The organism is Rhizobium binxianense (genome assembly GCF_028994275.1).
Classification (GTDB): Bacteria; Pseudomonadota; Alphaproteobacteria; order Rhizobiales; family Rhizobiaceae; genus Rhizobium; species Rhizobium binxianense.
In genome coordinates this window covers 2080489-2104394 of record NZ_CP118713.1, presented here as the reverse complement: position 1 = coordinate 2104394, position 23906 = coordinate 2080489, and the positions used below count along the sequence as shown (strand labels likewise).

General features: G+C 61.4%; 23 protein-coding genes. 10 read left to right on the top strand and 13 right to left on the bottom strand.

Going from position 1 to position 23906, the window contains the following annotated elements; translation table 11 throughout:
- Positions 1-221: 221 nt before the first annotated feature.
- The 5 genes from PO860_RS10470 to PO860_RS10450 all read right to left on the bottom strand — a co-directional run bounded on the left by PO860_RS10470 (position 222) and on the right by PO860_RS10450 (position 5715).
- The gene (locus PO860_RS10470) at positions 222-1004 is read right to left on the bottom strand and encodes a glucose 1-dehydrogenase (RefSeq protein ID WP_273880859.1); all 783 of its coding nucleotides are present in this window, start codon (positions 1002-1004) and stop codon (positions 222-224) included.
- Between the two features lie 264 nt (positions 1005-1268).
- On the bottom strand, positions 1269-2057 hold the full coding sequence (locus PO860_RS10465; protein WP_273883824.1) for an SDR family oxidoreductase: 789 nt from the start codon (positions 2055-2057) through the stop codon (positions 1269-1271).
- Positions 2058-2079: 22 nt separating this feature from the next.
- Positions 2080-3558 carry a sugar ABC transporter ATP-binding protein gene (locus PO860_RS10460; protein ID WP_273883823.1) on the bottom strand — a complete coding sequence of 493 codons (1479 nt, stop codon included), beginning with the start codon at positions 3556-3558 and terminating at the stop codon, positions 2080-2082.
- Positions 3559-3687: 129 nt separating this feature from the next.
- A complete protein-coding gene (locus PO860_RS10455; protein WP_003569108.1) occupies positions 3688-4617 on the bottom strand; it encodes a sugar ABC transporter substrate-binding protein in 930 nt (309 codons plus the stop codon).
- Positions 4618-4734: 117 nt separating this feature from the next.
- The gene (locus PO860_RS10450) at positions 4735-5715 is read right to left on the bottom strand and encodes an ABC transporter permease (RefSeq protein WP_097619495.1); all 981 of its coding nucleotides are present in this window, start codon (positions 5713-5715) and stop codon (positions 4735-4737) included.
- A 209-nt stretch (positions 5716-5924) separates the two neighbouring features.
- Between PO860_RS10450 and PO860_RS10445 the strand changes: the two genes are divergently transcribed.
- The 4 genes from PO860_RS10445 (at position 5925) to PO860_RS10430 (ending at position 10194) form a co-directional block, all read left to right on the top strand.
- Positions 5925-6734 carry a transketolase gene (locus tag PO860_RS10445; protein ID WP_097619645.1) on the top strand — a complete coding sequence of 270 codons (810 nt, stop codon included), beginning with the start codon at positions 5925-5927 and terminating at the stop codon, positions 6732-6734.
- Complete coding sequence (locus PO860_RS10440; protein WP_183607100.1) at positions 6734-7690, top strand: transketolase family protein; 957 nt, start codon at positions 6734-6736, stop codon at positions 7688-7690. The genes PO860_RS10445 and PO860_RS10440 overlap by 1 nt, the downstream gene beginning before the upstream one ends.
- Before the next feature lie 68 nt (positions 7691-7758).
- The gene (locus PO860_RS10435) at positions 7759-9222 is read left to right on the top strand and encodes an FGGY family carbohydrate kinase (RefSeq protein ID WP_272782431.1); all 1464 of its coding nucleotides are present in this window, start codon (positions 7759-7761) and stop codon (positions 9220-9222) included.
- A 21-nt stretch (positions 9223-9243) separates the two neighbouring features.
- Complete coding sequence (locus PO860_RS10430) at positions 9244-10194, top strand: sugar-binding transcriptional regulator (protein WP_183607102.1); 951 nt, start codon at positions 9244-9246, stop codon at positions 10192-10194.
- A gap of 156 nt (positions 10195-10350) precedes the next feature.
- On the opposite strand, the gene PO860_RS10425 is transcribed toward PO860_RS10430, so the two are convergent.
- Genes PO860_RS10425 through PO860_RS10415 form a run of 3 tightly spaced genes read right to left on the bottom strand, consistent with a single transcriptional unit; the run spans position 10351 to position 13309 of the window.
- Positions 10351-11103: an ABC transporter ATP-binding protein gene (locus tag PO860_RS10425; RefSeq protein WP_272782432.1), complete on the bottom strand. Its 753-nt coding sequence runs from the start codon at positions 11101-11103 to the stop codon at positions 10351-10353.
- A complete protein-coding gene (locus PO860_RS10420) occupies positions 11097-12167 on the bottom strand; it encodes a FecCD family ABC transporter permease (RefSeq protein ID WP_272782433.1) in 1071 nt (356 codons plus the stop codon). Before PO860_RS10420 ends, PO860_RS10425 begins: the two co-directional genes overlap by 7 nt.
- 5 nt (positions 12168-12172) lie before the next feature.
- On the bottom strand, positions 12173-13309 hold the full coding sequence (locus PO860_RS10415; protein ID WP_272782434.1) for an ABC transporter substrate-binding protein: 1137 nt from the start codon (positions 13307-13309) through the stop codon (positions 12173-12175).
- Positions 13310-13424: 115 nt separating this feature from the next.
- On the opposite strand from PO860_RS10415, the gene PO860_RS10410 reads away from it, so the two are divergent.
- Complete coding sequence (locus tag PO860_RS10410; protein WP_273883822.1) at positions 13425-14210, top strand: class I SAM-dependent methyltransferase; 786 nt, start codon at positions 13425-13427, stop codon at positions 14208-14210.
- Between the two features lie 276 nt (positions 14211-14486).
- Here PO860_RS10410 and moaA read toward each other — a convergent pair whose 3' ends face one another.
- Positions 14487-15533: a GTP 3',8-cyclase MoaA gene (gene moaA, locus PO860_RS10405; protein ID WP_183607107.1), complete on the bottom strand. Its 1047-nt coding sequence runs from the start codon at positions 15531-15533 to the stop codon at positions 14487-14489.
- 136 nt (positions 15534-15669) lie between these two features.
- Between moaA and PO860_RS10400 the strand changes: the two genes are divergently transcribed.
- Positions 15670-16044 (top strand): gamma-butyrobetaine hydroxylase family protein, encoded by a 375-nt coding sequence (locus tag PO860_RS10400; RefSeq protein ID WP_097619646.1) that lies wholly within the window; start codon positions 15670-15672, stop codon positions 16042-16044.
- Between the two features lie 62 nt (positions 16045-16106).
- A complete protein-coding gene (locus PO860_RS10395) occupies positions 16107-17297 on the top strand; it encodes a low temperature requirement protein A (protein ID WP_275038298.1) in 1191 nt (396 codons plus the stop codon).
- Positions 17298-17317: 20 nt separating this feature from the next.
- Here the strand turns inward: PO860_RS10395 and PO860_RS10390 are convergent, their stop codons facing one another.
- Positions 17318-17941: a nuclear transport factor 2 family protein gene (locus tag PO860_RS10390; RefSeq protein ID WP_273883820.1), complete on the bottom strand. Its 624-nt coding sequence runs from the start codon at positions 17939-17941 to the stop codon at positions 17318-17320.
- Between the two features lie 49 nt (positions 17942-17990).
- Positions 17991-18455 carry a MarR family winged helix-turn-helix transcriptional regulator gene (locus PO860_RS10385; protein ID WP_273883819.1) on the bottom strand — a complete coding sequence of 155 codons (465 nt, stop codon included), beginning with the start codon at positions 18453-18455 and terminating at the stop codon, positions 17991-17993.
- Between the two features lie 47 nt (positions 18456-18502).
- On the opposite strand from PO860_RS10385, the gene PO860_RS10380 reads away from it, so the two are divergent.
- Together PO860_RS10380 and PO860_RS10375 are read left to right on the top strand one after the other, a co-directional pair.
- Positions 18503-19471: an alpha/beta hydrolase gene (locus tag PO860_RS10380; protein WP_272782440.1), complete on the top strand. Its 969-nt coding sequence runs from the start codon at positions 18503-18505 to the stop codon at positions 19469-19471.
- 35 nt (positions 19472-19506) lie between these two features.
- Positions 19507-20118: a pyridoxamine 5'-phosphate oxidase family protein gene (locus PO860_RS10375; protein ID WP_183607111.1), complete on the top strand. Its 612-nt coding sequence runs from the start codon at positions 19507-19509 to the stop codon at positions 20116-20118.
- A gap of 238 nt (positions 20119-20356) precedes the next feature.
- On the opposite strand, the gene PO860_RS10370 is transcribed toward PO860_RS10375, so the two are convergent.
- Positions 20357-21424 carry a GGDEF domain-containing protein gene (locus PO860_RS10370; protein ID WP_273883818.1) on the bottom strand — a complete coding sequence of 356 codons (1068 nt, stop codon included), beginning with the start codon at positions 21422-21424 and terminating at the stop codon, positions 20357-20359.
- Between the two features lie 351 nt (positions 21425-21775).
- On the opposite strand from PO860_RS10370, the gene PO860_RS10365 reads away from it, so the two are divergent.
- The gene (locus PO860_RS10365) at positions 21776-21955 is read left to right on the top strand and encodes a hypothetical protein (RefSeq protein WP_272782706.1); all 180 of its coding nucleotides are present in this window, start codon (positions 21776-21778) and stop codon (positions 21953-21955) included.
- Between the two features lie 171 nt (positions 21956-22126).
- Here the strand turns inward: PO860_RS10365 and PO860_RS10360 are convergent, their stop codons facing one another.
- Positions 22127-23734 carry a fumarate hydratase gene (locus tag PO860_RS10360; RefSeq protein WP_183607113.1) on the bottom strand — a complete coding sequence of 536 codons (1608 nt, stop codon included), beginning with the start codon at positions 23732-23734 and terminating at the stop codon, positions 22127-22129.
- Positions 23735-23906: the final 172 nt, after the last annotated feature.

Genomic DNA, 23906 nt, shown 5'->3' with positions numbered 1-23906 from the left:
GGGGATCGGCAGGCATGAGGTCGAGCCACTGGTAGCTCCTCCGGCGACGGATGTGATCGCGGGTGCCCAGCCACCCGCCCTCATCCTTCGAGGCTCCGGCCTCCACACCTCAGGATGAGGGCTGATCGGGGGTGCCGCCGGCTGCGACCTCTCTCCAGCCTCGTCCTGGCCCCCCCGAAGGAGCCCCGAAGACGGGACTGGCCACCGTTGCTCCAGAAGGCTCAGGACATGATCAAACCACCGTCGACATTGATCGTCTGGCCGGTGATGTAGGCGGCGTCGTCGCTGGCGAGGAAGGTGACCAGGCCGGCGACGTCTTCTCCGGAGCCGGCGCGCTTCATCGGAATGCCCTCGACCCATTCCTTCATCAATTCGCCGGGAGCGTAGTTGCCGAGCAGTTTGCCCCAGGCCTGGTCGTTATAGGCCCACATATCCGTTTCGATGATGCCGGGGCAGAAGGCGTTGACGGTGATCTTCTCGGTGGCGACTTCTTTGGCCAGGCTCTGGGTGATGCCGACGACGCCCATTTTCGAGGCGGCATAGTGGGGCGTGTAGATGAAGCCGTCGCGGGCCTGGCCGGAGGCGGTGTTGATGATGCGGCCGCCGCGCTTGTGTTTGCGCATGCGCAGAATGGCCTCCTGGGCGCAGAGGAAGACGCCCTTGGTGTTGACGGCCATGACCTTGTCCCACTCGTTTTCGGTCAGATCCTCGATGCGGGCGATGGTGATGACGCCGGCATTCTGGATCGAGACGTCGACCGCGCCGAATTCCTTCTCGGCGGCATCATAGAGGGCAATGACGCCCGCCTTGTCGGTGACGTCGCCGATGAAGGAGATTGCCTTGCCGCCTTCGGCCCGGATCCCATCGGCAACGCCGTGGACCAGCTCCTCGTTGGCCGAGACCACGAGATTGGCGCCTTCGCGCGCAAAGCGCCTGGCGATCGCCGCGCCGATGCCGCGGCTAGCCCCGGTAATGACGACAGTCTTTTGCTCAAAGCGTTTCATGCTCTTTCCTTCCCGGTATCCGTCAACAAACAGCAAATCTGGGTGCGATCTGCGCTGTGATGCTTATTGGAGCTCGAACGGCTGCCCGAGATAATCTCGGGGAATTCAGGCCGTCTTGAGCGCCGATGGCGACGCCCGACTCCTCTACCCGTTCTATCGGCGTGAAGGGCGGGCAAGACGACGATATCGCACGCCGTCTTGCCCGTTCCTTCAGCGCCTCGATCTCAGCCAGGGAGGAAGCGAGACCGTTCATTTTTTCAGTTATCACCAGCAGCAGAAGCCGCCGTCGACGAGAAGATCGACGCCGGTCACGAAACTTGCTGCATTCGACAGCAAGAACACCGCCGGTCCGACCATCTCGTCGACCGATGCCATACGCTGCATCGGCGTCTGCTCTTCGAAGAGCTTGGTCTGATGAACCATCTCCGGACGGGTGTTCATCGGCGTTGCCGTGTATCCGGGGGAGATGGTGTTGACGCGGATACCGCGGTCGACCCATTCCATCGCCAGAGACTTCGACATATGGATGACGCCCGCCTTGGAGGCGTTGTAATGCGCCTGGCTCAGCCCCCGGTTTACGATCACGCCGGACATGGAGGCGATGTTGACGATGGAACCGCGTCCATTCTTCAGCATGGCGCGAGCCTCGGCCTGGCAGGAAAGGAATATGCCTTTGAGGTTGATATCCATCAACGTCTGATATTGATCCTCCTCCATCTCTTCCGCCGGGTTCGCGTTAGCGATGCCTGCAGCGTTGACGGCAAGCGTCAACAGGCCGAGATCTGCTTCGGTACGTGCGACGGCCTCTCCAAGGGACAATTTGCTTGTGACGTCAGCTGCGATCTGGATCGAGCGGCGGCCGGCGGCGCGAATATGTTCGGCCGTCCTGGCCAATCCGTCGTCGGTCCGGCGGTCGAGCAGCGCCACGTCGGCGCCGCATTGCGCAAGGCCGATGGCAATGCGCTGCCCAATGCCGCTCCCGGCTCCGGTAACGATGGCGACCTGGCCGCTGAGATCGAAAAGCTTCGGGGCGTTCAGAGTGATGTCGGACACCGCTCTTCCTTTCTCTGTCTGTTTAGATGGTGGCTAGCTCCATGACCGAAACGTCATTTGCCTGGTCACGATTGAGGATCCCCGCCTGCTTGCCCTGGGCAAGTACGAGAATGCGATTGGAGACTCCGAGAACTTCCTCGAGATCCGAGCTGACGACGATGACCGCCACGCCCTGTTTGGCAAGATTGACGATGATGTCGTAGATGCCCGCCCGGGCGCCGACGTCGATGCCTCTCGTCGGTTCGTCGAGCACGACGACCTTGGGATCGCGCATAAGCCACTTGGCGATCACGACCTTTTGCTGGTTGCCGCCGGAAAGGTCCGAGGCGTATTGCTCGGCACGGCCCTTTACGCCGAACTTGGCAACTGCCTTTTCTGCAAACGAGCGCTTGATGCGCGGCGTAATCCAACGCCCGCCCAGCTTGTCGAGATTGGCGTAGATAATGTTCTCGCTGATCCGGTGGCCGACGATCAGGCCCTGCTCCTTGCGGTCTTCCGGAACCATCACGATACCCCTAGCGATGGCGTCCGCCGGATCGCGCAGCCTGAGTTCTTCGCCTTCCAGCTTGATCGAACCTGCACTGATTGGGTCCGCGCCCGAAATGGCGCGCACCAGTTCGGTGCGGCCGGCGCCGACCAATCCGGCAATCCCGAGAATTTCCCCGGCCCGCACCTCGAAGTTAACGTCACGGAACGCGTTATCAGGCGAGCTCAGCCCGGATACCTGGAGTACCGGACGGTCTGTCGGAACGGGCAGGGTGGGGAACAAGCGGTCAAGCGGGCGTCCGACCATGCTCTCGACGATCGTGCGCACCGGGGTCGCGCTGTCTGAGAATTCCTGCACGCGCTCACCGTCGCGAAGAACGACGATCCGGTCGGTTATCTGCTTGATCTCTTCCATGCGGTGGGAGATGTAGACGATGCCGACGCCCTCTGAGCGAAGCTTCCGCACCTGTTCGAAGAGAGCTTCCGTCTCCGCGCCGCCAAGCGCGGCTGTCGGCTCATCGAGGATCAGCAGCTTTGCGTTGAGAGCCAGCGCCTTGGCGATCTCGATGAGCTGCTGATTTGCTGTCGAAAGGCCGGCGACCGTTCGCGTTGCGGGTATGTGAAGGTTCAAGCGTGCCAGCTGGTCCTGGGCCCGGCGAACCATCTGGGCACGGTCGACGACGCCATTCTTCATCGGCCAGCGCCCGATGAAGACGTTTTCCGCGATCGACAGCTGCGGCAGAAGCTGCAGTTCCTGGTGGATCAGGACGACGCCCTTGTCGATCGCTTCCCTAGGGGTGGCCGGGGCATAAGGCTGCCCCAGCCATGTCATTGATCCTTCGGACGGTGTGCGGGACCCGGCGATGATGCCCGATAGCGTCGACTTGCCCGCTCCGTTTTCACCGAGAAGTGCAACCACTTCGCCCGGATAGACGTCCAAGCTGACATTCTTCAGAACCTGGAGCGGCCCATACCACTTGGATATGCCCCTCAGGGAAAGAACCGGGTCAGTCATGGCACACCTCCTCAAGACCTCGACTTATTAGAGCGCCGTGCGTCCGTTTGGACGCACAAAGGACGCTCTAACGCTTGAATCTACGCATCGTGCTTTCCGAAAATCGATTCCGATTTTCGGGCCGATGCGTTACGGATGGTTGGCGATGAAGCCTGCGACGTTTTCCTTGGTCGTCAACGTGGCATCCATGAGCTGGACCGGCGGCACCTTTTCTCCGGCGACAAGCTTGGCGGCATTTTCAACCGCATCGCGGCCCATTTTCTGTGTCTGCTGGGTCGCAGTTACGTTGAAGACGCCCTTGCTGAGGGCTTCGAGAGCTGCGGTGTCGCCATCGAAACCACCAACCACGATCTTCTGCGATGGATTGGCGACCTTGATCGCCTGGGCGGCGCCAAGGGCGAGACCGTCGGCCTGGGCGAACACGATCGAAACGTCCGGATTTGCCTGCAGCATATTCTGCATGATCTGGAAGCCTTCGTCCTGGCTCCAGATGTTCGAGAACTGCTCGGCGACAACCTTGACATCAGGATATGCTTTCAGAGATTCAGCACAGCCCTTCGAGCGATCGACCTCCGGCGTCGTGCCCTTCTGGCCGTGGATGATGACCATCTTTCCCTTGCCGCCGGCTTCCTTCAGGATGTAGTCGCACACCGCCTTGGCAGAGGCGACGGAATCCGTTGCAAGGAAGGTATCGCCGGGCGCTCCCTCGGCGTTGCGGTCAACGTTCACGACCGGAATACCAGCGCTCTTCGCGAGCTTGACCGGAACGGTCGCAGCCGCCGCACCTGCCGGAATGTAGATCAGCGCGTCGATTTTCTGAGTCAGGAGGTCCTGGATCTGGTTGACCTGTGTCGGGCCGTCGCCCTTGGCGTCAACCGTGATGACTTCGATGCCGCGCTTCTTGGCTTCGGCTTCGACCGATTGCTTGATCTGGTTGAAGAAGTTTGCCTGAAGATTGGCAACGGCCAGGCCGAGCTTCTTCAGTTCCGCCGCGTGTACGGGACCGAGCATGAGGCCGAGAAGTGCAGCAGACGCGAGCATGGTGCGCGCAATTTTCATTGTATTTCCTCCGTTGTTTGATGGAACCCTCGGGTATGTCCTCCCCCTCGGGGTATTGATCCGCCCCAACATTCCGGGGCGGAATTCCGGGTCCGCCAACACGGCGGACCCTGCTCGTCAGGCGCGACGCCGACGAATGGTCTCCGCGCCGACCGCGAGCACGATGACGATGCCGATGATCACCTGCTGAAGAAACGGTGAGACGTTGAGAAGGTTGAGGCCGTTGCGAAGCACACCGATGATTAGAACGCCGATCAGCGTTCCCCCGATGCCGCCCGCGCCGCCGGAGAGCGAAGTCCCGCCGATGACGACCGCGGCGATGGTGTCCAGTTCATAACCAAGGCCACTGGATGGCTGGACGGAATCCAGTCGGGCGGCGAGCACGACGCCGGCAAGCCCCGCAAGGACGGCACTCATGACATAGACGCCGATCGTCACGAGCGGGACGTTGATGCCGGCCAGGCGCGCGACTTCGGAGTTTCCGCCCACCGCATAGAGCATGCGCCCTTCGGATCGGAAGTGCAGGAAAAGCCAGGCCGCGAGAACAACCGCAAGCATCAGAAACACCGTGGCTGTCATGACGCCGAAATGGCGATCGATCGCCAGCATCATGAACCAGTCGGGGAATCCGACGATCTGCTGGCCGTCCGTGATCATGTTTGCAACGCCGCGAGCTGCAGACATCATTGCAAGCGTGGCAATAAAGGCTGGAACCCTGAACTGCGTCACCAGAAGTCCGACGATCAGGCCTGATACCGCCGAGGCGATCAGCGCAAAGGCGATGCCGACAGGCAGCGGCAGGCCGGCGACATTGGCGGTCCAGCCCATGACCATCATCGCTAGGGCAAGTGCCGAGCCGACGGAGAGATCGATGCCGCCGATGAGGATGACGAACGTCATTCCCACGGCCATGATGCCGAGAACAGTGATCTGGTCGAGGATGTTGAGGCCGTTTCGAACCGAAAGAAACGTGTCTGTGCTGAAGCTCAGAAAGACGCACAGCACGAGCAGTCCCACGAGTGGACCGGTCGCTCCCTTGAGCTTGCTCAACCACGCACCGGAGGAAAGCCTGTGTTCATTGATATCGAGCGCCACCATTGCTCCTCCCTCTGCGTAGGCTTGTATCCGATATTCGTTCAGGAGGGAATAAATATTCACACCTGCTGGAAAATTCATTAACAACTTGCTTTCCGGCTGTCAATAGGATTTGCTCTGGCGTCAGCTGCTGTCAGGCTCGCTTAAGGGCTTGACTAATCGGCTTCTTGTGCAAAAATATTGATGAATGAATATTTATGCAAGAGGAACTCATGGATACGACAGAACTTGAGCGCATCGCCCGCGAAATCCGATTGCGCGATCTTCAGGCGGTCTTCGAAGCGGGCGCCGGCCATATTGGCGGGGAAATGTCGGTCATCGACATTTTGACGGCGCTCTATTTCAGGGTGCTGAATGTCTGGCCGGATCAGCCCAAACATCCAGGCCGCGACAGGTTCGTTCTTTCAAAGGGACATACGGCATGCGCTCTGTATGTGACGCTCGCCAAACGTGGCTTTATCCCGGAGGAGGAGATTTCCACCTTTTTGCAGCCGCATTCGAGGCTGAACGGGCATCCAAATTGCAACAAGGTTCCGGGCGTCGAAACGAATACCGGGCCGCTCGGTCACGGTCTTCCGGTCGCCATAGGAATGGCGAAAGCCGCCAAGCTCTCAGGCGCGAAATATCACACCTATGTCGTCACCGGGGACGGTGAGATGCAGGAGGGTTCCAACTGGGAAGCGATCATGGCGGCCGCCCAGTTCAAGCTCGACAATTTGACGCTGGTCATCGACCACAACAGGTTCCAGCAGGGCGCGGCGCTGGCCGAAACCAATGATCTCGCGCCGCTGCGTCCGAAGCTGGAGGCGTTCGATTGGGAGGTCACCGAAATCAACGGGAACAATATGAGCGAAGTCGTTCCCGCTCTCGAACGCCGGGGGGCAAGACCACATTGCATCGTTGCCCATACCAACAAGGGCCATGGAATCTCGTTCATGCAGGACCGGGTCGACTGGCACCACAAGGTACCGAGCAAGGAACAATACGAAATCGCATTGGCAGAATTGTCGGAGGCCCTGTAATGAACGCGCCAATAAACCCACCCAAGCTTTACGATTGCCGCGATGCATTCGCTGCCACGCTTGAGCGGCTGGCTGCTGAAAACGAAACGATCGTTGCAGTCTGCAACGACTCGGTCGGTTCCTCCAAGCTCGGCGGCTTCAAGTCGAAATTTCCGGATCGCCTCGTAAACGTCGGCATCGCCGAGCAGAACATGGTCGGCGTTGGAGCAGGCCTTGCCAACGGCGGACGTCTTCCATTCGTGTGCGCCGCTGCTCCGTTTCTGACGGGGCGGTCCCTGGAGCAGATCAAGGCCGATATTTCCTATTCGAATGCCAACGTCAAACTGGTCGGCATTTCTTCCGGAATGGCCTATGGCGAACTCGGTCCGACCCATCACTCGATCGAAGACTTCGCCTGGACGCGGGTCCTGCCCAATCTGCCGGTGATTGCACCTTGTGACCGCATCGAAACCGCTGCCGCTGTTGCCTGGGCAGCGACCTATGACGGGCCCTGTTTCCTGCGTCTGTCGCGGGTAGGGGTGCCCGACCTCCTTCCGGAAGGCCATAAGTTCGAACTTGGCAAGGCAAATCTCCTTCGCCAGGGTTCCCAAGTCACCCTTATCGCCAACGGCACTTTGACTCATCGAATTTTGAAGGCTGCCGAAATCCTCGCAGGCCGCGGCATCGATGCCAGAGTGCTCAACCTTGCAACGGTGCGTCCGATCGACGAGGAGGCTATCATCGCCGCGGCGAAGGAAACCGGAGCGATCGTCACGGCCGAAGAACATTCGATCTTCGGCGGGCTCGGCTCCGCGGTCGCCGAAGTGGTGGTCGACAATGCTCCGGTCCCGATGAAACGTCTCGGCGTTCCCGGCGTCTACGCTCCGACCGGTTCGGCAGAGTTCCTGCTCGATGAATTCGGGATGGCGCCGTCCGCAATTGCCGACGCGGCGGAGTCGCTGATCAGGCGCAAGTAACTGGGATCGCGTGACCAGCCGGGACGCTTTTTCGCCGTCCCGGCCGGCACCGATCTGAGGAGGATGGAATGCGGGCAATTCTGGCAATCGACCAGGGCACGACCAATTCAAAGGCAGTTCTCGTTTCCGAAAAGGGAGAGATCGTCGGCAGAGGTTCGGCTCCTGTCGGCATCTCCTATCCGAAGCCGGGCTGGGTCGAACAAGACCCACGCCGGCTCTACGCATCGGTCTGCGAAGCGGTCGACGCCTGCCTGAAAGCCGGCCCCGATGTGGTTATCGAGGCCGTGGCCATTTCCAACCAGCGCGAGTCCGTCACGGCCTGGGATGCCGACACGGGAGAGGCGCTCGGGCCGGTGGTAAGCTGGCAGTGCCGCCGGACGGCACCGGATTGCGAAGCTCTCATAGCCGAAGGCCACCTTGACCGGGTGCAAGCGCTGACGGGCCTGCCATTGGATCCGATGTTCCCGGGTTCGAAATTCCGATGGCTGCTCGACCGTATTCCGGCCGGGCGATCGGTGCGGCTGGGAACGATCGACAGCTGGCTCGTCCACTGCCTGACGGGCGGGCGCCGGCATGCCTGCGATGCTTCCAATGCCGCCAGGAGCCAGTTGTTCGATCTCCGGGAGCAGAGATGGAGCGAGGAGCTCGGCGAGATTTTCGGCGTCGATATCGCGCTGCTGCCCGAGGTGCTCGACAGTTCTGCCGATTTCGGCAGAACGCTGGGATTGCCGGGAGTGCCTGATGGCACTCCCATCATGGCCGCGATCGGAGACAGCCATGCCGCCCTGTTCGGTCACGGAGCATTCAAGCCGGGCGACGGCAAGGTGACCTTCGGAACCGGCTCTTCGGTGATGACGACGCTTGCGCGATTCATTCCCCCGCGCAACGGCGTCACAACCACCGTCGCCTGGCGTATCGGGGGAAGACCGACTTTCGCTTTCGAAGGCAATATTCTCGTCTGCGCCGCCAGTCTTCCCTGGATGGCTGATATTCTCGGCCTTGCGGATGTGGCGGCCCTTGTCGAACTTGCGGCGAGCGCCGAGCCGGGCGGACCCGGCTTCGTGCCGGCATTCGTGGGACTGGGCGCACCCTATTGGAACTCCGACGCCCGTGCCCTGTTCTCCCAGATCAACTTCAACACGACACGTGCGCAAATGGCTCGGTCGGTAACCGACTCCATCGCCTTCCAGGTGCATGACGTGATCGCGGCCATGCGGACGCAGAGCGGCGGCGCGCTCGGCGCGCTCTATGTGGACGGCGGACCAAGCCAGAACCGCTTCCTGATGCAGTGTGTCGCCAACCTCATCGACCATCCGGTGATCCAATGCGAAGCACCCGAGGCGTCGGCTTTGGGCGCTGCTTATCTGGCGGGGCTGTCACTCGGCTTGTGGAGCGATCTCGATGTCGCGGAGCTGCCGCGAAACACGCAAACCATCGAGCCGCAACCCGTGGATCGCGCGGTCCTTCTCGATACCTGGAATGATGCGCTCGCCCGCTCGACGTCCCGCGAAACAACGGCTAAAGGTGAATAAAAATTCACTCTGGGATTAGCGATGACTCGCCTCAACGAACTCCGCCTCATTTCAAGGGTCGCCCAGATGTACCATATGGAGGGACGGCGACAGGCGGATATCGCCCAGCATCTTCGCCTGTCGCAGGCGACGGTGTCGCGCATGCTCAAGCGTGCCGAGGCTGAAGATATCGTGCGAACCAGCGTGATCCCTCCCGTCGGCACCTACAGCGAGCTCGAGGGCGCGCTTCGCGAGAAATACGATCTGCCGGAGGCGATCGTCGTCGAGTGCACGGAAGATCGGGACGGAGCCATCATGGCCCGTATCGGAGAGGCCGCGGCTCATCTCCTGGAGGTGACGCTTGCGCCAGGGGAGATCATCGGCGTTTCGAGCTGGAGCCAGACCATTTTCAAGATGGTCGAGAACATTCATCCTCAGAAGAGCGCTCAGGTGAAATACGTCGTCCAGACCCTTGGCGGCATGGGCGATCCTTCCGTGCAGACGCATGCGACGCAGCTGACCACGCGACTTGCGCGGTTGACTGGCGCCGAGCCGAAGCTGCTGCCTGTGCAAGGCGTTACGTCGTCCAGAGAGGCAAAACTTCTGATGCAGGCCGACCCGTTCGTCCGCGAGACGATGGACCTGTTCGGCAGCATAACGCTTGCGATCGTCGGAATCGGCGCCGTCGAACCGTCCGAACTTCTGGCACGCTCCGGCAACATCTTTTCATCTCGCGAACTGTCCGATCTCGCGGAAGCGGGAGCCGTCGGTGATATCTCGCTTCGCTTCTTCGATAAAAACGGCAAGCCGGTCAAGACACCCCTGGATGACCGGGTCATAGGCCTTCCGCTTGAGGATCTCGAACGGGTGGACCGGGTTATTGCGCTTGCCGGCGGATCCAAAAAGACCGAAGCCATCGCCGGCGCGCTCCGCGTGGGGGTCATCGACATGCTGGTTACGGACAAGTTTACCGCGCAGCGATTGATCGACTGACGGGGCAGGGTGGAGCCCCCGCCTCGTCCTTCGAGGCTCCGCCATCTGGGCTGCGCACTTCAGGATGAGGCTCTCTCGGGTGTCGGTACCTCAGGATAAGGTTCTCTTGGGCATGGCGCTTCAAGATACGCTTCTTTCACGTTGGCCCTGCCAACCTCAATGCGCCGTTCCATCCACAATCACGTGATCATGGTCCATCGAGCATTTCTCCACCCGCGCCTCGACCCTGTAGATTTCCCGCAGCATCTCGGCGGTGACGACGTCCCTTGGGGTGCCGCAGGCGCGCATGCGGCCGTTGGCGATGACGAGGACTTTGTCGGCGAAGCGGAGCGCCTGGTTGAGGTCGTGGATGGCGATGAGGACGAGCATGCCCTTGGCGCGGGCCTGGCGGCGCATAAAATCGAGAACCTCGACCTGGCGGTGCAGGTCGAGCGCGCTTGTGGGTTCGTCCATCAGCATGATCTCCGGCTCGCGGACCAGCGCCTGGGCGATCGAGACGAGCTGGCGCTGGCCGCCGGACAGCGCGCCGAGATCGCGGAAGGCAATGGCCGTGATATCGAGCGCTGCCATGATCTGGTCGATGAATCGCAGGTCGCTGTCGCCGACGGCCCAGGACTGGCCCTGCTTGCGGGCGAGCAGGATGGATTCGTAGACCGTCAGCACCGCATTGGCCGAGATATCCTGCGGCATGTAGCTGATGGCGTTTTTCGTCTTCGAGCCTTCGACGACGACATGGCCCGGCCCCTTGAGCAGGCCGGTGATGCGCTTGAAAAGCGTCGACTTGCCGGCGGCGTTCGGACCGATCACCGCCACGACCTCACCTGAGGTCATGACAGGTGTCGTCACGTCTTCGACGAAGAGCTTGCGGCCATGATAGGCGCCGACCGACTGCAACTGAAGCTCTACCATGACCGGCTCCTGTTCGAGAGGATGAGCGAGAAGAAGAAGGGTACGCCGACCAGCGCGGTGATGATGCCGATCGGAAAGACGACGCCGGGGATGATCGATTTCGAGGCAATCGAGGTCAGCGACAGCAGCAGCGCGCCGGACAGGATCGAACCCGGCAAGAAGAAACGCTGATCCTCGCCGAGGATCATGCGCGCGATATGCGGCCCGACGAGACCGACGAAGCCGATCGTGCCGACGAAGCTGACGGGGACGGCGGCAAGCAGCGAGACGACGAGCATGGTCTCCAGCCGGATGCGGCGGACATTGACGCCGAAGCTGGCGGCCTTGTCTTCGCCGAGGCGGATCGCGGTCAGCGCCCAGGCATTGCGGGCAAAGAGCGGCAGTGCTGCCAGCAGAACGGCAAGCGTCACCCAGATCTTCGTCCAGGTGGCCTTGGTGAGGCTGCCCATCGTCCAGAAGACCACGGCCGACAGCGCCTGTTCGGAGGCCAGATATTGCAGGAAGGCGAGAGCCGCATTGAAGGTGAAGACCAGGGCAATGCCGAGCAGCACCACTGTCTGCACCGAGACGCCGCGGGCCTGCGAGATGAAATGGATGAAGAGGGTGGCGATCAGCGCCATGACGAAGGCGTTGACCGGCACCAGCAGCCCGGCCGCGACAGGCAGAAGCGGAACGCTGGTGACGATCGCCAGCGCCGCGCCGAAGCTTGCCGCCGCCGAAATGCCGAGCGTGAAGGGGCTGGCGAGCGGATTGGCGAGAATCGTCTGCATCTGCGCGCCGGCAACGGAGAGCGAGGCGCCGACGACGATCGCCATCACGGCGACAGGCATGCGGATGCCCCAGACGACGGCGCGGATCTGATCCGAAACGGAGGAGGGGTCGAGGAGGGCGGAGACGACCTCGCCGAGATTATAGCGGGCCGGCCCCCAGGCGAGATCGACGGCGAAGGACAGACAAAGCGCTGCCGTCATGGCAAACAGGATCAGAAGCTTGCGCCGGGCAAGCGCGCGGTAGCGCTCTCTCCCGGCTTCCACTTCGATCGATCGTGTGGCGATCTCGGCCATCCCGATTACTGACCGGCCTTGGCGTCGACCCAGTAACCCGGCTGATAGCCGACCGGCAGGAATTTCTCGTGGAATTCCTTGAAGGTGGCATCGGGATCCAGATCGGCAAAGAGGTTCGGGTGGAACCATTTGGCCAGCTGCTGGACGGCGACGAACTGGTAGGGGCTGGTGTAGAACTGGTGCCAGATCGCGTGGACATTGCCGCCGGCAACTGCCTTGGAGCCGGTGAAGGCCGGGTTTTCCATCAGCGTGTTCAGGACCTTGCGGCTGTCATCGAGGGTCGCGGCGGCGGTCGGGCCGACATTCACATAATCCTTGGCGTTCTTGGTCTGGCTCCAGTTGGAACCGGTGACGACGATGACCTCAGGATTGGAGGCGACGACCTGCTCGGCGTTGATGGAGCCGGTGTAGCCGGGCAGGAAATCGGAGCCGAGATTGTGGCCGCCGGCCCAATCGACCATCAGGCCGAAATTATCGGGACCGAAGGTGCCGCAGCATTCCACAAGACCGGCGGCGCGGTACATGAAGACGTTGGGCTTGGGCGGATGGGCGGCCTTCAGCCTGTCGGTGACGCGTGCCATCTGCTCTTTCCAGAAGGCGGCGACCGCTTCGGCACGGTCCTCATGGCCGAAGAGCTTGCCGAGTATCTCCAGGCTCGGTTCGGTGTTGGCGAGAATGTGCTCGCGGAAATCGATATAGACGATCTTCACGCCGATGCCGTTCAGCATCTCCTCGAGCTTCACCTCGTCGGCCGCCGTCTTGTTGCCGATCGGCAGCAGCAGCACGTCGGGATGCAGCTTGACGACGGTCTCAGTCTGCAGCGTGCCATCGGTCAGGTTGCCGAGGAAGGGCAGGTCCTTGCCCTTCGGAAACTTCTCGACATAGACGTTGAAGCCATCCTTGTCGGTGGTCCATAGATCGTTGCGCCAGCCGACGATCTTGGCGAAGGGATCTTCCTTCTCGATCGGGGCGACAGCGTAGAGCATGCGGCCTTCCCCAAGGATCACACGCTCGACCGGCTTGTCGAAGGTCACTTCACGGCCCGCCACATCCTTGATGGTGAAGGACTGCGCCCATGCCGAAAGCGGCATGAGGGCGGCAATCGCAGCCGCGGAGACTGCGAGCATTTTCACGAAATTCATCTGGAAATTCCCCCGATGTCTGAATAATGTCCGCAGCCATATGAAATATGACTTTGTGAATCAAGTTTTATGTTTTAGAGCGTTTCCAAAGTGATCCAAAGCCGGGATGCCCAAGATGAATTCCATGAATACGAACTACTCCATCCGCGACGAAATTCGCGACTTCTGGTCGGAAAGGGCAGCGACCTTCGACCAAAGCGTCGGCCATGAAATCTTTTCGGAAGCCGAGCGCAAAGGCTGGCAGCGGCTGATCAGAAAACATCTCGGCGAAGGGCAGGGACGCGCGGCCCTCGATCTCGCCTGCGGCACGGCCGTCATTTCGCATCTGATGCATGATGCCGGCTTTGCAGTCACCGGCCTCGACTGGTCGGATGCGATGCTGGCGCAGGCGCGCGCCAAGGCGAAGAAGCGCGGCACCGATATCCGCTTCGTTTCCGGCGATGCCGAAAACACCATGGAGCCCAAGAACAGCTACGACGCCATTACCAACCGGCATCTCGTCTGGACGCTGGTTGACCCGGCGTCTGCCTTCAAGGAATGGTTTTCCGTACTGAAGCCGGGCGGCAAGGTGCTGATCGTCGATGGCAATATGGGCAGGGAAACCTGGGTCAAGGACCTGCAGAAGTTTTGGACGAAGGTGACCGGCAGGCCGGCGGCGAGCCACATGTCGCCTGAAATGATGGCGCGGCACCAGAAGATCCGCTCACGCGTGCATTTCGCCAAGGAGATGCCGGCCGAAGCGGTTGTCGATCTTCTGCGTAAGGCGGGCTTTACGGATATTGTTGTCGACCGGAAGCTTAGTGACATCCATTGGGCGCAAGCTCGGAAGATGCCGTTTCTGCGTGGGCTCGAACGGTTGGTGCAGGATCGGTTTGCGATTTGTGCGCGTAAGCCTGGGTGATGGGGTTTCCCCTTCTCCCCAGCGGGGAGAAGGTGGCCCCGCAGGGTCGGATGAGGGGGCCGCACGGCACACCATCCATTGTTGCCCTTCGCTTACGCTCAGTGCATTCGCGGCGTTGCCGCTCACCCCCTCATCTGCCCTGAAGGGCATCTTCTCCCCGCTGGGGAGAGAAGAGGGAGCAAGCCGCACCGTATCCCGGCCCTTCGCGGGGCTCAGGGCGTTCGAAGCTGCAATCGATTCACTGGATCGATTGCTCCCGCTGTGCGGGACCGCTTCTCACCCACCCGTAACACTCATATGCCTGGCCACCGCCGGCCTGTTATGCGTGCGGTCGATGATGAAATCGTGGCCTTTGGGTTTGCGGGTGATGGCTTCGTCGATGGCGGCGTGGAGGAGGGCGTCGTCTTCGGTGGCGCGCAGGGCCGCGCGCAGGTCAGCGGCGTCGTTCTGGCCGAGGCACATATAGAGCGTACCGGTGCAGGTGAGGCGGACGCGGTTGCAGCTTTCGCAGAAATTATGGGTCATCGGCGTGATGAAGCCGAGGCGGCCGCCGGTTTCTTCGACCCTGGCATAACGCGCCGGGCCGCCGGTGTGGTAGTCGATATCAGTCAGCGTGAACTGCTTCTCCAGATCGGCGCGAAGCTCGGAGAGCGGCAGGTATTGATCCGTGCGGTCTTCTTCGATCTCGCCCATCGGCATGGTTTCGATAACGGTCAAATCCATGCCGCGGCCATGGGCGAAGCGCAGAAGCTCCGGCATCTCGGCATCGTTGAAATCCTTCAGCGCCACGGCGTTGAGCTTAATTTTCAGCCCGGCTTTCTGCGCCGCGTCGATGCCTTCCATGACCTTGGCAAAATCACCCCAGCGGGTGATCTTGCGGAATTTGTCGGGGTCGAGCGTATCCAGCGAGACGTTGATCCGGCGCACGCCGCAATCATAGAGCTCCTCGGCATGGCGTGAAAGCTGCGAACCGTTGGTCGTCAGCGTCAATTCGTCGAGGCCGGAGCCGATCTTCTGGCCGAGCTGGCGCACCAGATACATGATGTTCTTGCGCACCAAGGGCTCGCCGCCGGTCAGCCTGATCTTGCTGACACCCTTGGCGATGAAGGCGGAACAGAGCCGGTCGAGCTCTTCCAGCGTCAACAGATCCTTCTTCGGCAGGAAGGTCATATTCTCCGCCATGCAATAGGTGCAGCGGAAATCGCAGCGGTCGGTGACGGAGACGCGGAGATAGGTGACCGCCCGCCCGAAAGGGTCGATCATGGGGTGCGCATCCGCCGCCAGCGGCGATGCATCGCCTATCGTTCCAACTCTGCTGTTCACCTGTATCTCCGTACTCCAGTCAATGTGGGCATATGCTATTGTCGCGTCAAGGGAAACAGCCCATACGCGCATGCCAATTTCAGCTTGCGCTGAAAAAGATCAACGCCTACTCCTCGCATGAGAAGAGGACAAAATGATGAGCGATATCTGGCCGAGCGAACTCCGCGTTTCGAAAGACCGGCAGCGGCTGGCGGTGACCTTCAACGACGGTCAGAGTTTCGACCTGTCGGCCGAACTCCTGCGCGTGCTGTCGCCCTCGGCCGAGGTGCAGGGCCACGGACCGGGGCAGAAAGTGACGGTACCGGGCAAACGCAATGTCGCGATCATCTCGATGATGCCGACCGGCAATTATGCCGTCCGCATCGGCTTCGACGACATGCACGACACCGGTATCTACACCTGGACCTATCTGCGCGAACTCGGCGAACGGGGCGCTGAGCTGTTTTCGGCCTATGAGGATGAACTGAGGGAAAAGGGCATGAACCGCGACACAGCGGAAAAGCCGCGCTGACGGTCAGCTGATCGTCGCTATCATTTTCAATCGACGCATAATTCCAGCCATCGGGGGGCCATATGGCGAAGACGAACGGAAAGAACTGGCTGCGCGCCAAGGGCAGCGCTGGCGGCAGCAAGGTAAGCTTCCTCGAACTGTTCTTCGACCTTGTTTTCGTCTTTTCGATCTCGCAGCTTTCGCATGCGCTCGACGCCCACTACACGCCGCTGGGTGCGGCCGAGGCGGCGCTGATGACCTTCGCCGTCTGGTGGGTGTGGATCTTCACCACCTGGGTGACGAACTGGCTCGACCCTGAGAAAATGCCGGTGCGCGGCATGTTGGTGGCGCTGATGATGCTCGGGCTGCTGCTGTCGGCCTCCATTCCTGAGGCCTTCGGCGACAAGGGGCTGCTGTTTGCCGGCGCCTACGTGGCGATGCAGGTCGGGCGCTCGCTGTTCACGACCTATGCGATGACCCGCGTCGACCGCGCCAACACCTTGAATTTCGTCCGCATCACCGCCTGGCTCGTGGCGGCAGGCGTCTTCTGGATCGCCGGCGGGCTGCTCGAGCACGAAGCCCGGCTGATCGCCTGGGTGATCGCGCTCGCAATCGAATATATCGGGCCGGCCGCGGGTTTTGCCGTGCCGGGGCTCGGCCGCTCGAGGCCAAGCGACTGGGATGTTTCCGGCGCGCACATGGCCGAGCGCTGCGCGCTCTTCGTCATCATCTGCCTCGGCGAAGCGATCCTCGTTTCCGGCCGCACCTTTTCGGAGCTGCCGTTTTCGGGGCTGACCAGCATCGTCTTCGTCACCGCCTTCATCGGCACGGTCGCCATGTGGTGGCTGTATTTCCGCTTCGGCCACGGCCGCGCCGCCCACCGCATCGAACATGAAGAGACGCCGGGGAGCTTGGCGCGGCAGGCCTTCACCTATGGGCATATTCCCATCCTTGCCGGCATTATCGTCCATGCGGTGGCGGTCGAGTTCATGTTCTCCCATCCGCATGAGACGGGCGATCTCGGCATCGCCGCCGCAGTGCTCGGCGGTTCCGGCCTGTTCCTGCTCGGCAATCTCTGGTTCAAGGGTGCGACCAGCGGCCAGCTGCCGCTCTCGCATCTGGCAGGTCTCGTGCTGCTGCTCCTGCTTGCCTTCGTCGCGCCGTTCATCGAGGTCTATCTGATGGGCGTGCTGGCAACGCTGGTGCTGATCGTCGTCGCGGCTTGGGAATATCGCTCGCTGACTGGTACAGAGGCGGGACCGGCGCTGCATTAGAGAGTCGGCGTCGCAAAAGATCATGCATCAGACAGAAACTCCTGCGGCGTAACGGCAAGCCCTTCCAGCCAGCGATTGCCGCGCTCATAGAGAGCTTTCACCTGCTTGCCCTTGAGACCCGGCATGTCGCGCTTTACGCGATAGCCGATCTGTTCCTGTATATAGGCGAGATGCCGATATCCTTCGGGAAATGCCTGCAGCATCTCCCGGTCGATCTCGGGTATATCAGCGGGCGAAAGAGGATCGATCCTGTCTTTCTCATAGATCGGCTGCCGGATGACGATTGCCCAGCGGCCATTTCTCTTTTCGAGGAAATCGTAGAAGCGCCCGGTGCAAACCACGTCGCAAGGGCAACCGTGAACCGATGCCCGCTGTGAGATCGTCATCTTGGTCTGAGCTATCGCCCGGTGCGCTCTGATGTCGATCGAACTGCCTCCGAGAAAATGGAGGATGCTGACGCTTTTGTTCCAGCCCTCCCTGCTGACACGGATAAACTCCGTCGCCGGCCCCTGGAACCAGGTCGCCATCATCCAGGCGTCGTCGTGCCATACGGTCTGGAAACGTTCCCAGTGACCGGCATCCCGCCAGACCGCCCAGTTCTGAAGAAGCTCGTTTATTGCAAGTTTGTCATCCCATGCCGGCATTGTCGCCACCCCCGCTTGTGTGCTGCAGGCCTCGAAGATAGCTCCAGTCTCAACCGTCACGCAAATCTCTCAGCAGCACGGTAATCAGGCGCTCCATCGATTGGGCGGTTGCCATGCATTGTTCGATCGGCTCTTCGGACAGCGTGCGTTCGATGAGGTCGGTCTGGATCGCCATGGCCGCCTCGGTCAGCTTGCGGCCCTCGGGACTGAGATGGAGGCGCAGCACACGCTTGTCCCGCTCGTCGCTGCGCCGTTCGATCAGGCCGCGCTTTTCCATCTGCGGCAGCAGCATGCTCATATTGGAGCGGCCGACCAGCAGCTTGCGCGCCAGCTCCTGCTGCGAGATGCCTTCGAAGCGGTAAAGATTGACCAGGATATCGAGATGCGGCGGCTTGATGTCGAGATCGGCAAGCGACCGGGCGAGCGATTGCTGCATCAGCTGGCAGGCGCGCGCCACCGCGATCCAGCTGCGAAAACGCGGATGATCCCAGGGAAGGGATTGATTTTTGTTCATCGTTGTACTTTATTGTTCAGTGTTGAACAGATTTTTGGATTCCCACTATGGCAAATTTCGCGCTCAAGGTCACCCGCCTCGGATTTTCGGCTTTGCAGGCGGTTTCGCCTGAACTGGCGGGCAGGGCGGCATTCCGCCTGTTCTGCCGGACGCCATCGGCACGGCCGAAGGGGGAGAAGGCGAAGGCCGCACTTGCTGCGGGTGCAGCCCGGCTTGCCCATGCCGAGCGCTTCACGCTGACGCTTGCCGGCGGGCGCAAGGCGCATGCCACCCGGCTGAACGGCGGGGCGAGGGGCAGGCGCAAGCGCTATCTGGTGACGCATGGCTGGGGCTCGAGCGCCGACTATATGGCCGATCTCGTTTCGATGCTGGCGGCAACGGGGGCGGAGGTCGTGGCGCTCGATTTTCCCGGCCACGGCCGCTCGGGCGGGCGCTTCCTGCATATGGGGCTTGCGGTGGAAACCATCGCGGCGGCCGAGGCGCGGTTCGGCGCATTCGATGCGGCGATCGGCCATTCCTTCGGCGGTGCGGCGCTGATGGTCTCGGCGGCGGGCATGCTGCCCGACGCGGCACCCGTCACGGCCAGGAGACTTGCACTGATCGGCGCGCCGAGCGAGATGCGCTGGCTGTTTACCGATTTCGGCCGGATGATCGGCCTTCGCCCTGCGGCGCAAGCGGCGTTGGAAAATGTAGTCCATCTTGTCGCCGGGCGGAGACTTGAGGATTTCAATGCCGGCGAGGCGGCGGGTGCGATCGGCCGGCCGGTGCTCGTCATCCATGCCGAGGACGACAAGGAGGTGCCGCCTCTCCATGCCAGGCGCTATGCTGCTGCGGGCGAGAGTGTGCGGCTTCTCTGGGCCAATGGCTTCGGCCACCGGCGCATCGTGAGTGCTGCCCCTGTCTTTGCCGCGATCACGGCGTTTCTGGAAGAGGGTGACGCCAACGACGAACGCATCAAAAAAGATGCGGAGATCATTCCACTTTTTGAGCTTCCGGCGAGGCGCGCGGCATTGTAGCGTCCGCCCGGATATCAGCCGCGGCGGGACGCTTCATGAAAATCATCAGCAGTATTGAAGAGCTCAACACGATCTATGGCGCCGGGCTGTCACCGGCCTCCGTCAGCAAGGTGACGCAGCGGCTGACGCCGCTCTATCGTGAGATGATCGAGATCTCGCCCTTCGCGGCGCTGGCGACCGTCGGGCCGGAAGGTCTCGACTGTTCGCCGCGCGGCGATCTCGGCGGCGTGGTGCGCGTCGTCGATGACGAGACGCTGCATCTGCCGGACTGGCGCGGCAATAACCGCGTCGATTCGCTTTCCAACATCGTGCGCGATCCGAGGCTTGCGCTGATGTTCCTGATCCCCGGCTCGAACACGACGATGCGCATCAATGGCCGCGGCGTCGTCTCCGATGACGAGGCGCTGCTTTCGAGCTTCGTGATGGACGGCAAACATCCGCGCACCGTCGTCGTCATTTCGATCGACGAGGTCTATTTCCAGTGCGCGCGCGCCGTGATGCGGGCCGAGCTCTGGAATGGAGAACACTTCGCCGATCCGGCCAAACTGCCGACCCCGGGGCAGATGCTGAAGGCGGCGGTGGGGGATTTCGACGAGGAGACTTATGATCGGGAATGGCCGGGGCGGGCGGCAAAGACGATGTGGTAGAGGGTGTGATGTTGAGAGGTGGCCGTCCACCTCTCCTCCCTCATCAAGTCAGTTCAGCCGATGGCCGACATTGCGGGTTCGCTGGCGGATAGCATTCCCGACATGAGTGTCTGCGCCATGATCGGCTCCTTCCGCCACCCCGCATGCTCGGCCTTGAGCCGAGCATCCACGCGGCGTCCATCAGCAGGGGCATGGATCCCAGGCTCAAGGCAAACTCGCTGCCTGCGACCGATTACCCTCATGTCTTATAAATCAGCCAGCTCTTGGTGAAATCCTTCTGCATGCCGTCCTGATAGAGGATGGTGCAGTTGCGGCCGGCATTCTTAGCGCCGTAAAGGGCGATGTCGGTCTTGCTGTAGAGTTCCCCTGCATCCTCGGCGCTGGAAGCCATGCAGATGCCGATCGAGACGGTAATCGGGCCGTAGTTCACCCGCGTGCGGGAATTCTTGAACGGGGTCGTTTCCAGCGTCCGGCGGATGCGTTCGGCGATCGCCGTGATTTCCTCTGATGTATTGCCGTCGATGATGAGAGCAAATTCCTCGCCACCGGCGCGGGCGACGAAGACGTCGCGCCGGACGTTGCTGCGGATGACGGAGGCGACGGTGGCAAGGATCTTGTCGCCGACCGGATGGCCGTAGGTGTCGTTGATCTTCTTGAAATTGTCGATGTCGGCGAGCAGCAGCGCCGTCACCGGCCGCATGCCGGGATTGTTGAAGACGGCGGCGAGGCGCTCGTCGAAGGCGCGGCGGTTGGAAAGGCGCGTCAGCGAATCGGTATTGGCGATACGCTTGTATTCGTCGAGTTCCCTGCGGACCTGGTCCATCTCCTGCGAGCGCTGGACAACATCCTCGACAGTGCGTTCGCCATGCGCCATGGTGTCGCCGGTCGCCTGGCTCAAAAGTTCGATGGCGTTTTCGATCAATTCGACGCTGGCATTGCTCTTGGAGGTGATGCGCTTATGAGTCTCGCCGAGCAGCCTTGTATAGCTTTCCAGCGAGCTTTGCTCCTGTCGCAGGACCCGCAACAGGCCATCCAGCTCGCCTGATATGCGCGAATGGGCGTCGTCGAAGACGCGGACCGGGCTGTTGGTGAAATATTTCGCGCCGAGCGCGTCGAGTTCGGCCTGCGTCACCTGAGCGCCGAGGGCTGCAAGTTCCCGAGTGAGCGCCGGATTGGAGCCGATGTAGGCCTCGTAGAACAGTTCGTAATTGCGGGGTATCGGCGCAACGCCCATCGAGCGCATGGCATAGGTGATCTGTCCCGCTACGTCGGGAACCTGCACCTTGGGCGCGACAGCCGTATTCATCCGGCGATACTCCTCATATATTCAAAGGCAATATTCCATTTGGTAGCTTAAATTTCTTGGGAAAAGATTAAAGCGACATATACCAAAGATTACATACGACAACTGCACCATAGGCCAATACCTCAGGCAGGCCTATGATTCTCCACGGAAAAACGTATCTTTGGCGAGACAGTGCATGCTCGTTACGCGGGAGCGGTGTCTGAAAAACTTACAGTTCTTGTCTGCGCCGGGGATCATATTCATCTTGTCGACAGTTGGTTTTGGCCGCCTGGTATTTCAGAACGGGTATTTTGCAACGATATTTCCTGGCGGCGGGACCGGATCACAGCCTGCAAAATCCGCCGTGAGATCATGAAAACGCCGCGTCGTATTTCCTTTGCCATCCTCGCCGTCGCCGTCATGGCCGCAAGTGCCTTGCTGCTGGAACATACCGGCGTCTTCGCCGGAGCTTTCCGCACGGAGATCCTGGCGAGGGTGGATGACGGGGATGTGGTGAATGCTGCGGATATCGTGGACGGGGCGATACGGTAGGGACCGGCTGCGGAGGGGTGGCTTGGTTGGTGCGGTTGCCACTTGGCGTCGTTGTGCCGTGCGGCCCCCTTCATCCGACCCTGCGGGCCACCGACCTGGGTCGAGCCGCGGGTCTCGACCCGTCCTTCGGACCCTCCCCGCTGGGGAGAAGAGGGAGCAAGCAGCCACCAATCACCCCAGATTCAGTTCCTGGAAAAAGTCATTGCCCTTGTCGTCGATGACGATGAAGGCGGGGAAGTCTTCGACGTCGATCTTCCAAACGGCTTCCATGCCGAGTTCGGGATATTCGAACACTTCGACCTTGCGGATACAGTCCTGGGCGAGGCGGGCGGCGGGGCCGCCGATCGAGCCGAGGTAGAAGCCGCCATGCTTCTTGCAGGCCTCGCGCACGGCGCGCGAGCGGTTGCCCTTGGCGAGCATCACCATCGAGCCGCCGAAGGATTGGAACTGGTCGACATAGCTGTCCATGCGCCCGGCCGTCGTCGGGCCGAAGGAGCCGGAGGCGTAACCGGCCGGCGTCTTGGCGGGGCCGGCGTAATAGACCGGGTGGTTCTTGAGGTAATCGGGCATGCCTTCGCCCTTTTCCAGCCGCTCGCGGATCTTGGCGTGCGCCAGGTCGCGGGCGACGATGATGGTGCCTGACAGCGACAGGCGCGTCTTGACGGGATGCCTGGAAAGCTCGGCGAGCACGTCCGTCATCGGCCGGTTGAGATCGATGCGCACCGTCGATTCCGACAGTTTCGCTTCATCGATCTCGGGCATGTATTTCGACGGATCGGTTTCCAGCTGCTCGATGAAGATGCCGTCGCGGGTGATGCGGCCCTTGGCCTGGCGGTCGGCGGAACAGGAGACGCCGAGGCCGATCGGCAGCGAAGCGCCGTGGCGGGGCAGGCGGATGACCCGGACGTCATGACAGAAATACTTGCCGCCGAACTGGGCGCCGACGCCCATCTGTTGCGTCAGCTTGTGGATTTCCTTCTCCATCTCGATGTCGCGGAAGGCGTGGCCGCTGTCCGAGCCCTCGGTCGGCAGCTCGTCGAGATAGCGGGTCGAAGCGAGCTTGACGGTTTTGAGGTTCATCTCGGCGGAGGTGCCGCCGATGACGATCGCCAGATGATAGGGGGGACAGGCTGCCGTCCCTAACGTCAGGATCTTCTCCTTGAGGAAGTCGATCATCCGGTCGTGGGTCAGAAGCGAGGGCGTGCCCTGGAAGAGGAAGGTCTTGTTGGCCGATCCTCCGCCCTTGGCGACGAAGAGGAATTCATAGGCGTCGGTGCCTTCCTCATAGATGTCGATCTGGGCCGGCAGATTGTTCTTGGTGTTCTTCTCTTCGAACATCTTGATCGGCGCCAGCTGCGAATAACGCAGGTTCTTCTTCTCATAGGCATCCATGACACCGCGGGCGAGGGCGGCCGAATCCCCGCCTTCGGTCCAGACCCTGCGGCCCTTCTTGCCCATGATGATCGCCGTGCCGGTATCCTGGCACATGGGCAGCACGCCGCCGGCAGCGATATTGGCGTTCTTCAACAGGTCGTAGGCAACGAAGCGGTCATTGTCGGTCGCTTCGGGGTCGTCGAGGATCGAGGCGAGCTGCTTCAGATGGCCGGGGCGCAGGAGATGGTTGATGTCGGCAAAGGCGGTTTCGGCGAGCAGGCGAATGCCCTCCGGCTCGACGGTCAGGATCTCCTGGCCCTTGAACGTATCGACCGAGACATGGTCGCCGCTGATCTTGCGGTAAGGGGTGGCATCCTTGCCGAGGGGGAAGAGATCGTCAGCCATCGAAGTGACCTTTCTGCTGGGCGTGCGTCGCTAGATTGGAACCGGTCTAAATCCGGCGCGGGGCAAATGCAATCGGGATGCGGCCGGAGTTCGGCCGGTTGAGACCATGGTCGCATGTGCTTTCGCAGCTGGTGCGGCACGTGCGGCGGATGAGGCGAAATAGCGAAATCGG

Excerpts from the sequence above, each read along its gene's own strand:
- PO860_RS10470 (WP_273880859.1), bottom strand. The coding sequence starts at position 1,004 with ATGAAACGCTTTGAGCAAAAGACTGTCGTCATTACCGGGGCTAGCCGC.
- PO860_RS10460 (WP_273883823.1), bottom strand. The coding sequence starts at position 3,558 with ATGACTGACCCGGTTCTTTCCCTGAGGGGCATATCCAAGTGGTATGGG.
- PO860_RS10455 (WP_003569108.1), bottom strand. The coding sequence starts at position 4,617 with ATGAAAATTGCGCGCACCATGCTCGCGTCTGCTGCACTTCTCGGCCTC.
- PO860_RS10450 (WP_097619495.1), bottom strand. The coding sequence starts at position 5,715 with ATGGTGGCGCTCGATATCAATGAACACAGGCTTTCCTCCGGTGCGTGG.
- PO860_RS10445 (WP_097619645.1), top strand. The coding sequence starts at position 5,925 with ATGGATACGACAGAACTTGAGCGCATCGCCCGCGAAATCCGATTGCGC.
- PO860_RS10440 (WP_183607100.1), top strand. The coding sequence starts at position 6,734 with ATGAACGCGCCAATAAACCCACCCAAGCTTTACGATTGCCGCGATGCA.
- PO860_RS10435 (WP_272782431.1), top strand. The coding sequence starts at position 7,759 with ATGCGGGCAATTCTGGCAATCGACCAGGGCACGACCAATTCAAAGGCA.
- PO860_RS10430 (WP_183607102.1), top strand. The coding sequence starts at position 9,244 with ATGACTCGCCTCAACGAACTCCGCCTCATTTCAAGGGTCGCCCAGATG.
- PO860_RS10425 (WP_272782432.1), bottom strand. The coding sequence starts at position 11,103 with ATGGTAGAGCTTCAGTTGCAGTCGGTCGGCGCCTATCATGGCCGCAAG.
- PO860_RS10420 (WP_272782433.1), bottom strand. The coding sequence starts at position 12,167 with ATGGCCGAGATCGCCACACGATCGATCGAAGTGGAAGCCGGGAGAGAG.
- PO860_RS10415 (WP_272782434.1), bottom strand. The coding sequence starts at position 13,309 with ATGAATTTCGTGAAAATGCTCGCAGTCTCCGCGGCTGCGATTGCCGCC.
- PO860_RS10410 (WP_273883822.1), top strand. The coding sequence starts at position 13,425 with ATGAATTCCATGAATACGAACTACTCCATCCGCGACGAAATTCGCGAC.
- PO860_RS10400 (WP_097619646.1), top strand. The coding sequence starts at position 15,670 with ATGAGCGATATCTGGCCGAGCGAACTCCGCGTTTCGAAAGACCGGCAG.
- PO860_RS10395 (WP_275038298.1), top strand. The coding sequence starts at position 16,107 with ATGGCGAAGACGAACGGAAAGAACTGGCTGCGCGCCAAGGGCAGCGCT.
- PO860_RS10390 (WP_273883820.1), bottom strand. The coding sequence starts at position 17,941 with ATGCCGGCATGGGATGACAAACTTGCAATAAACGAGCTTCTTCAGAAC.
- PO860_RS10385 (WP_273883819.1), bottom strand. The coding sequence starts at position 18,455 with ATGAACAAAAATCAATCCCTTCCCTGGGATCATCCGCGTTTTCGCAGC.
- PO860_RS10380 (WP_272782440.1), top strand. The coding sequence starts at position 18,503 with ATGGCAAATTTCGCGCTCAAGGTCACCCGCCTCGGATTTTCGGCTTTG.
- PO860_RS10375 (WP_183607111.1), top strand. The coding sequence starts at position 19,507 with ATGAAAATCATCAGCAGTATTGAAGAGCTCAACACGATCTATGGCGCC.
- PO860_RS10370 (WP_273883818.1), bottom strand. The coding sequence starts at position 21,424 with ATGAATACGGCTGTCGCGCCCAAGGTGCAGGTTCCCGACGTAGCGGGA.
- PO860_RS10365 (WP_272782706.1), top strand. The coding sequence starts at position 21,776 with ATGAAAACGCCGCGTCGTATTTCCTTTGCCATCCTCGCCGTCGCCGTC.
- PO860_RS10360 (WP_183607113.1), bottom strand. The coding sequence starts at position 23,734 with ATGGCTGACGATCTCTTCCCCCTCGGCAAGGATGCCACCCCTTACCGC.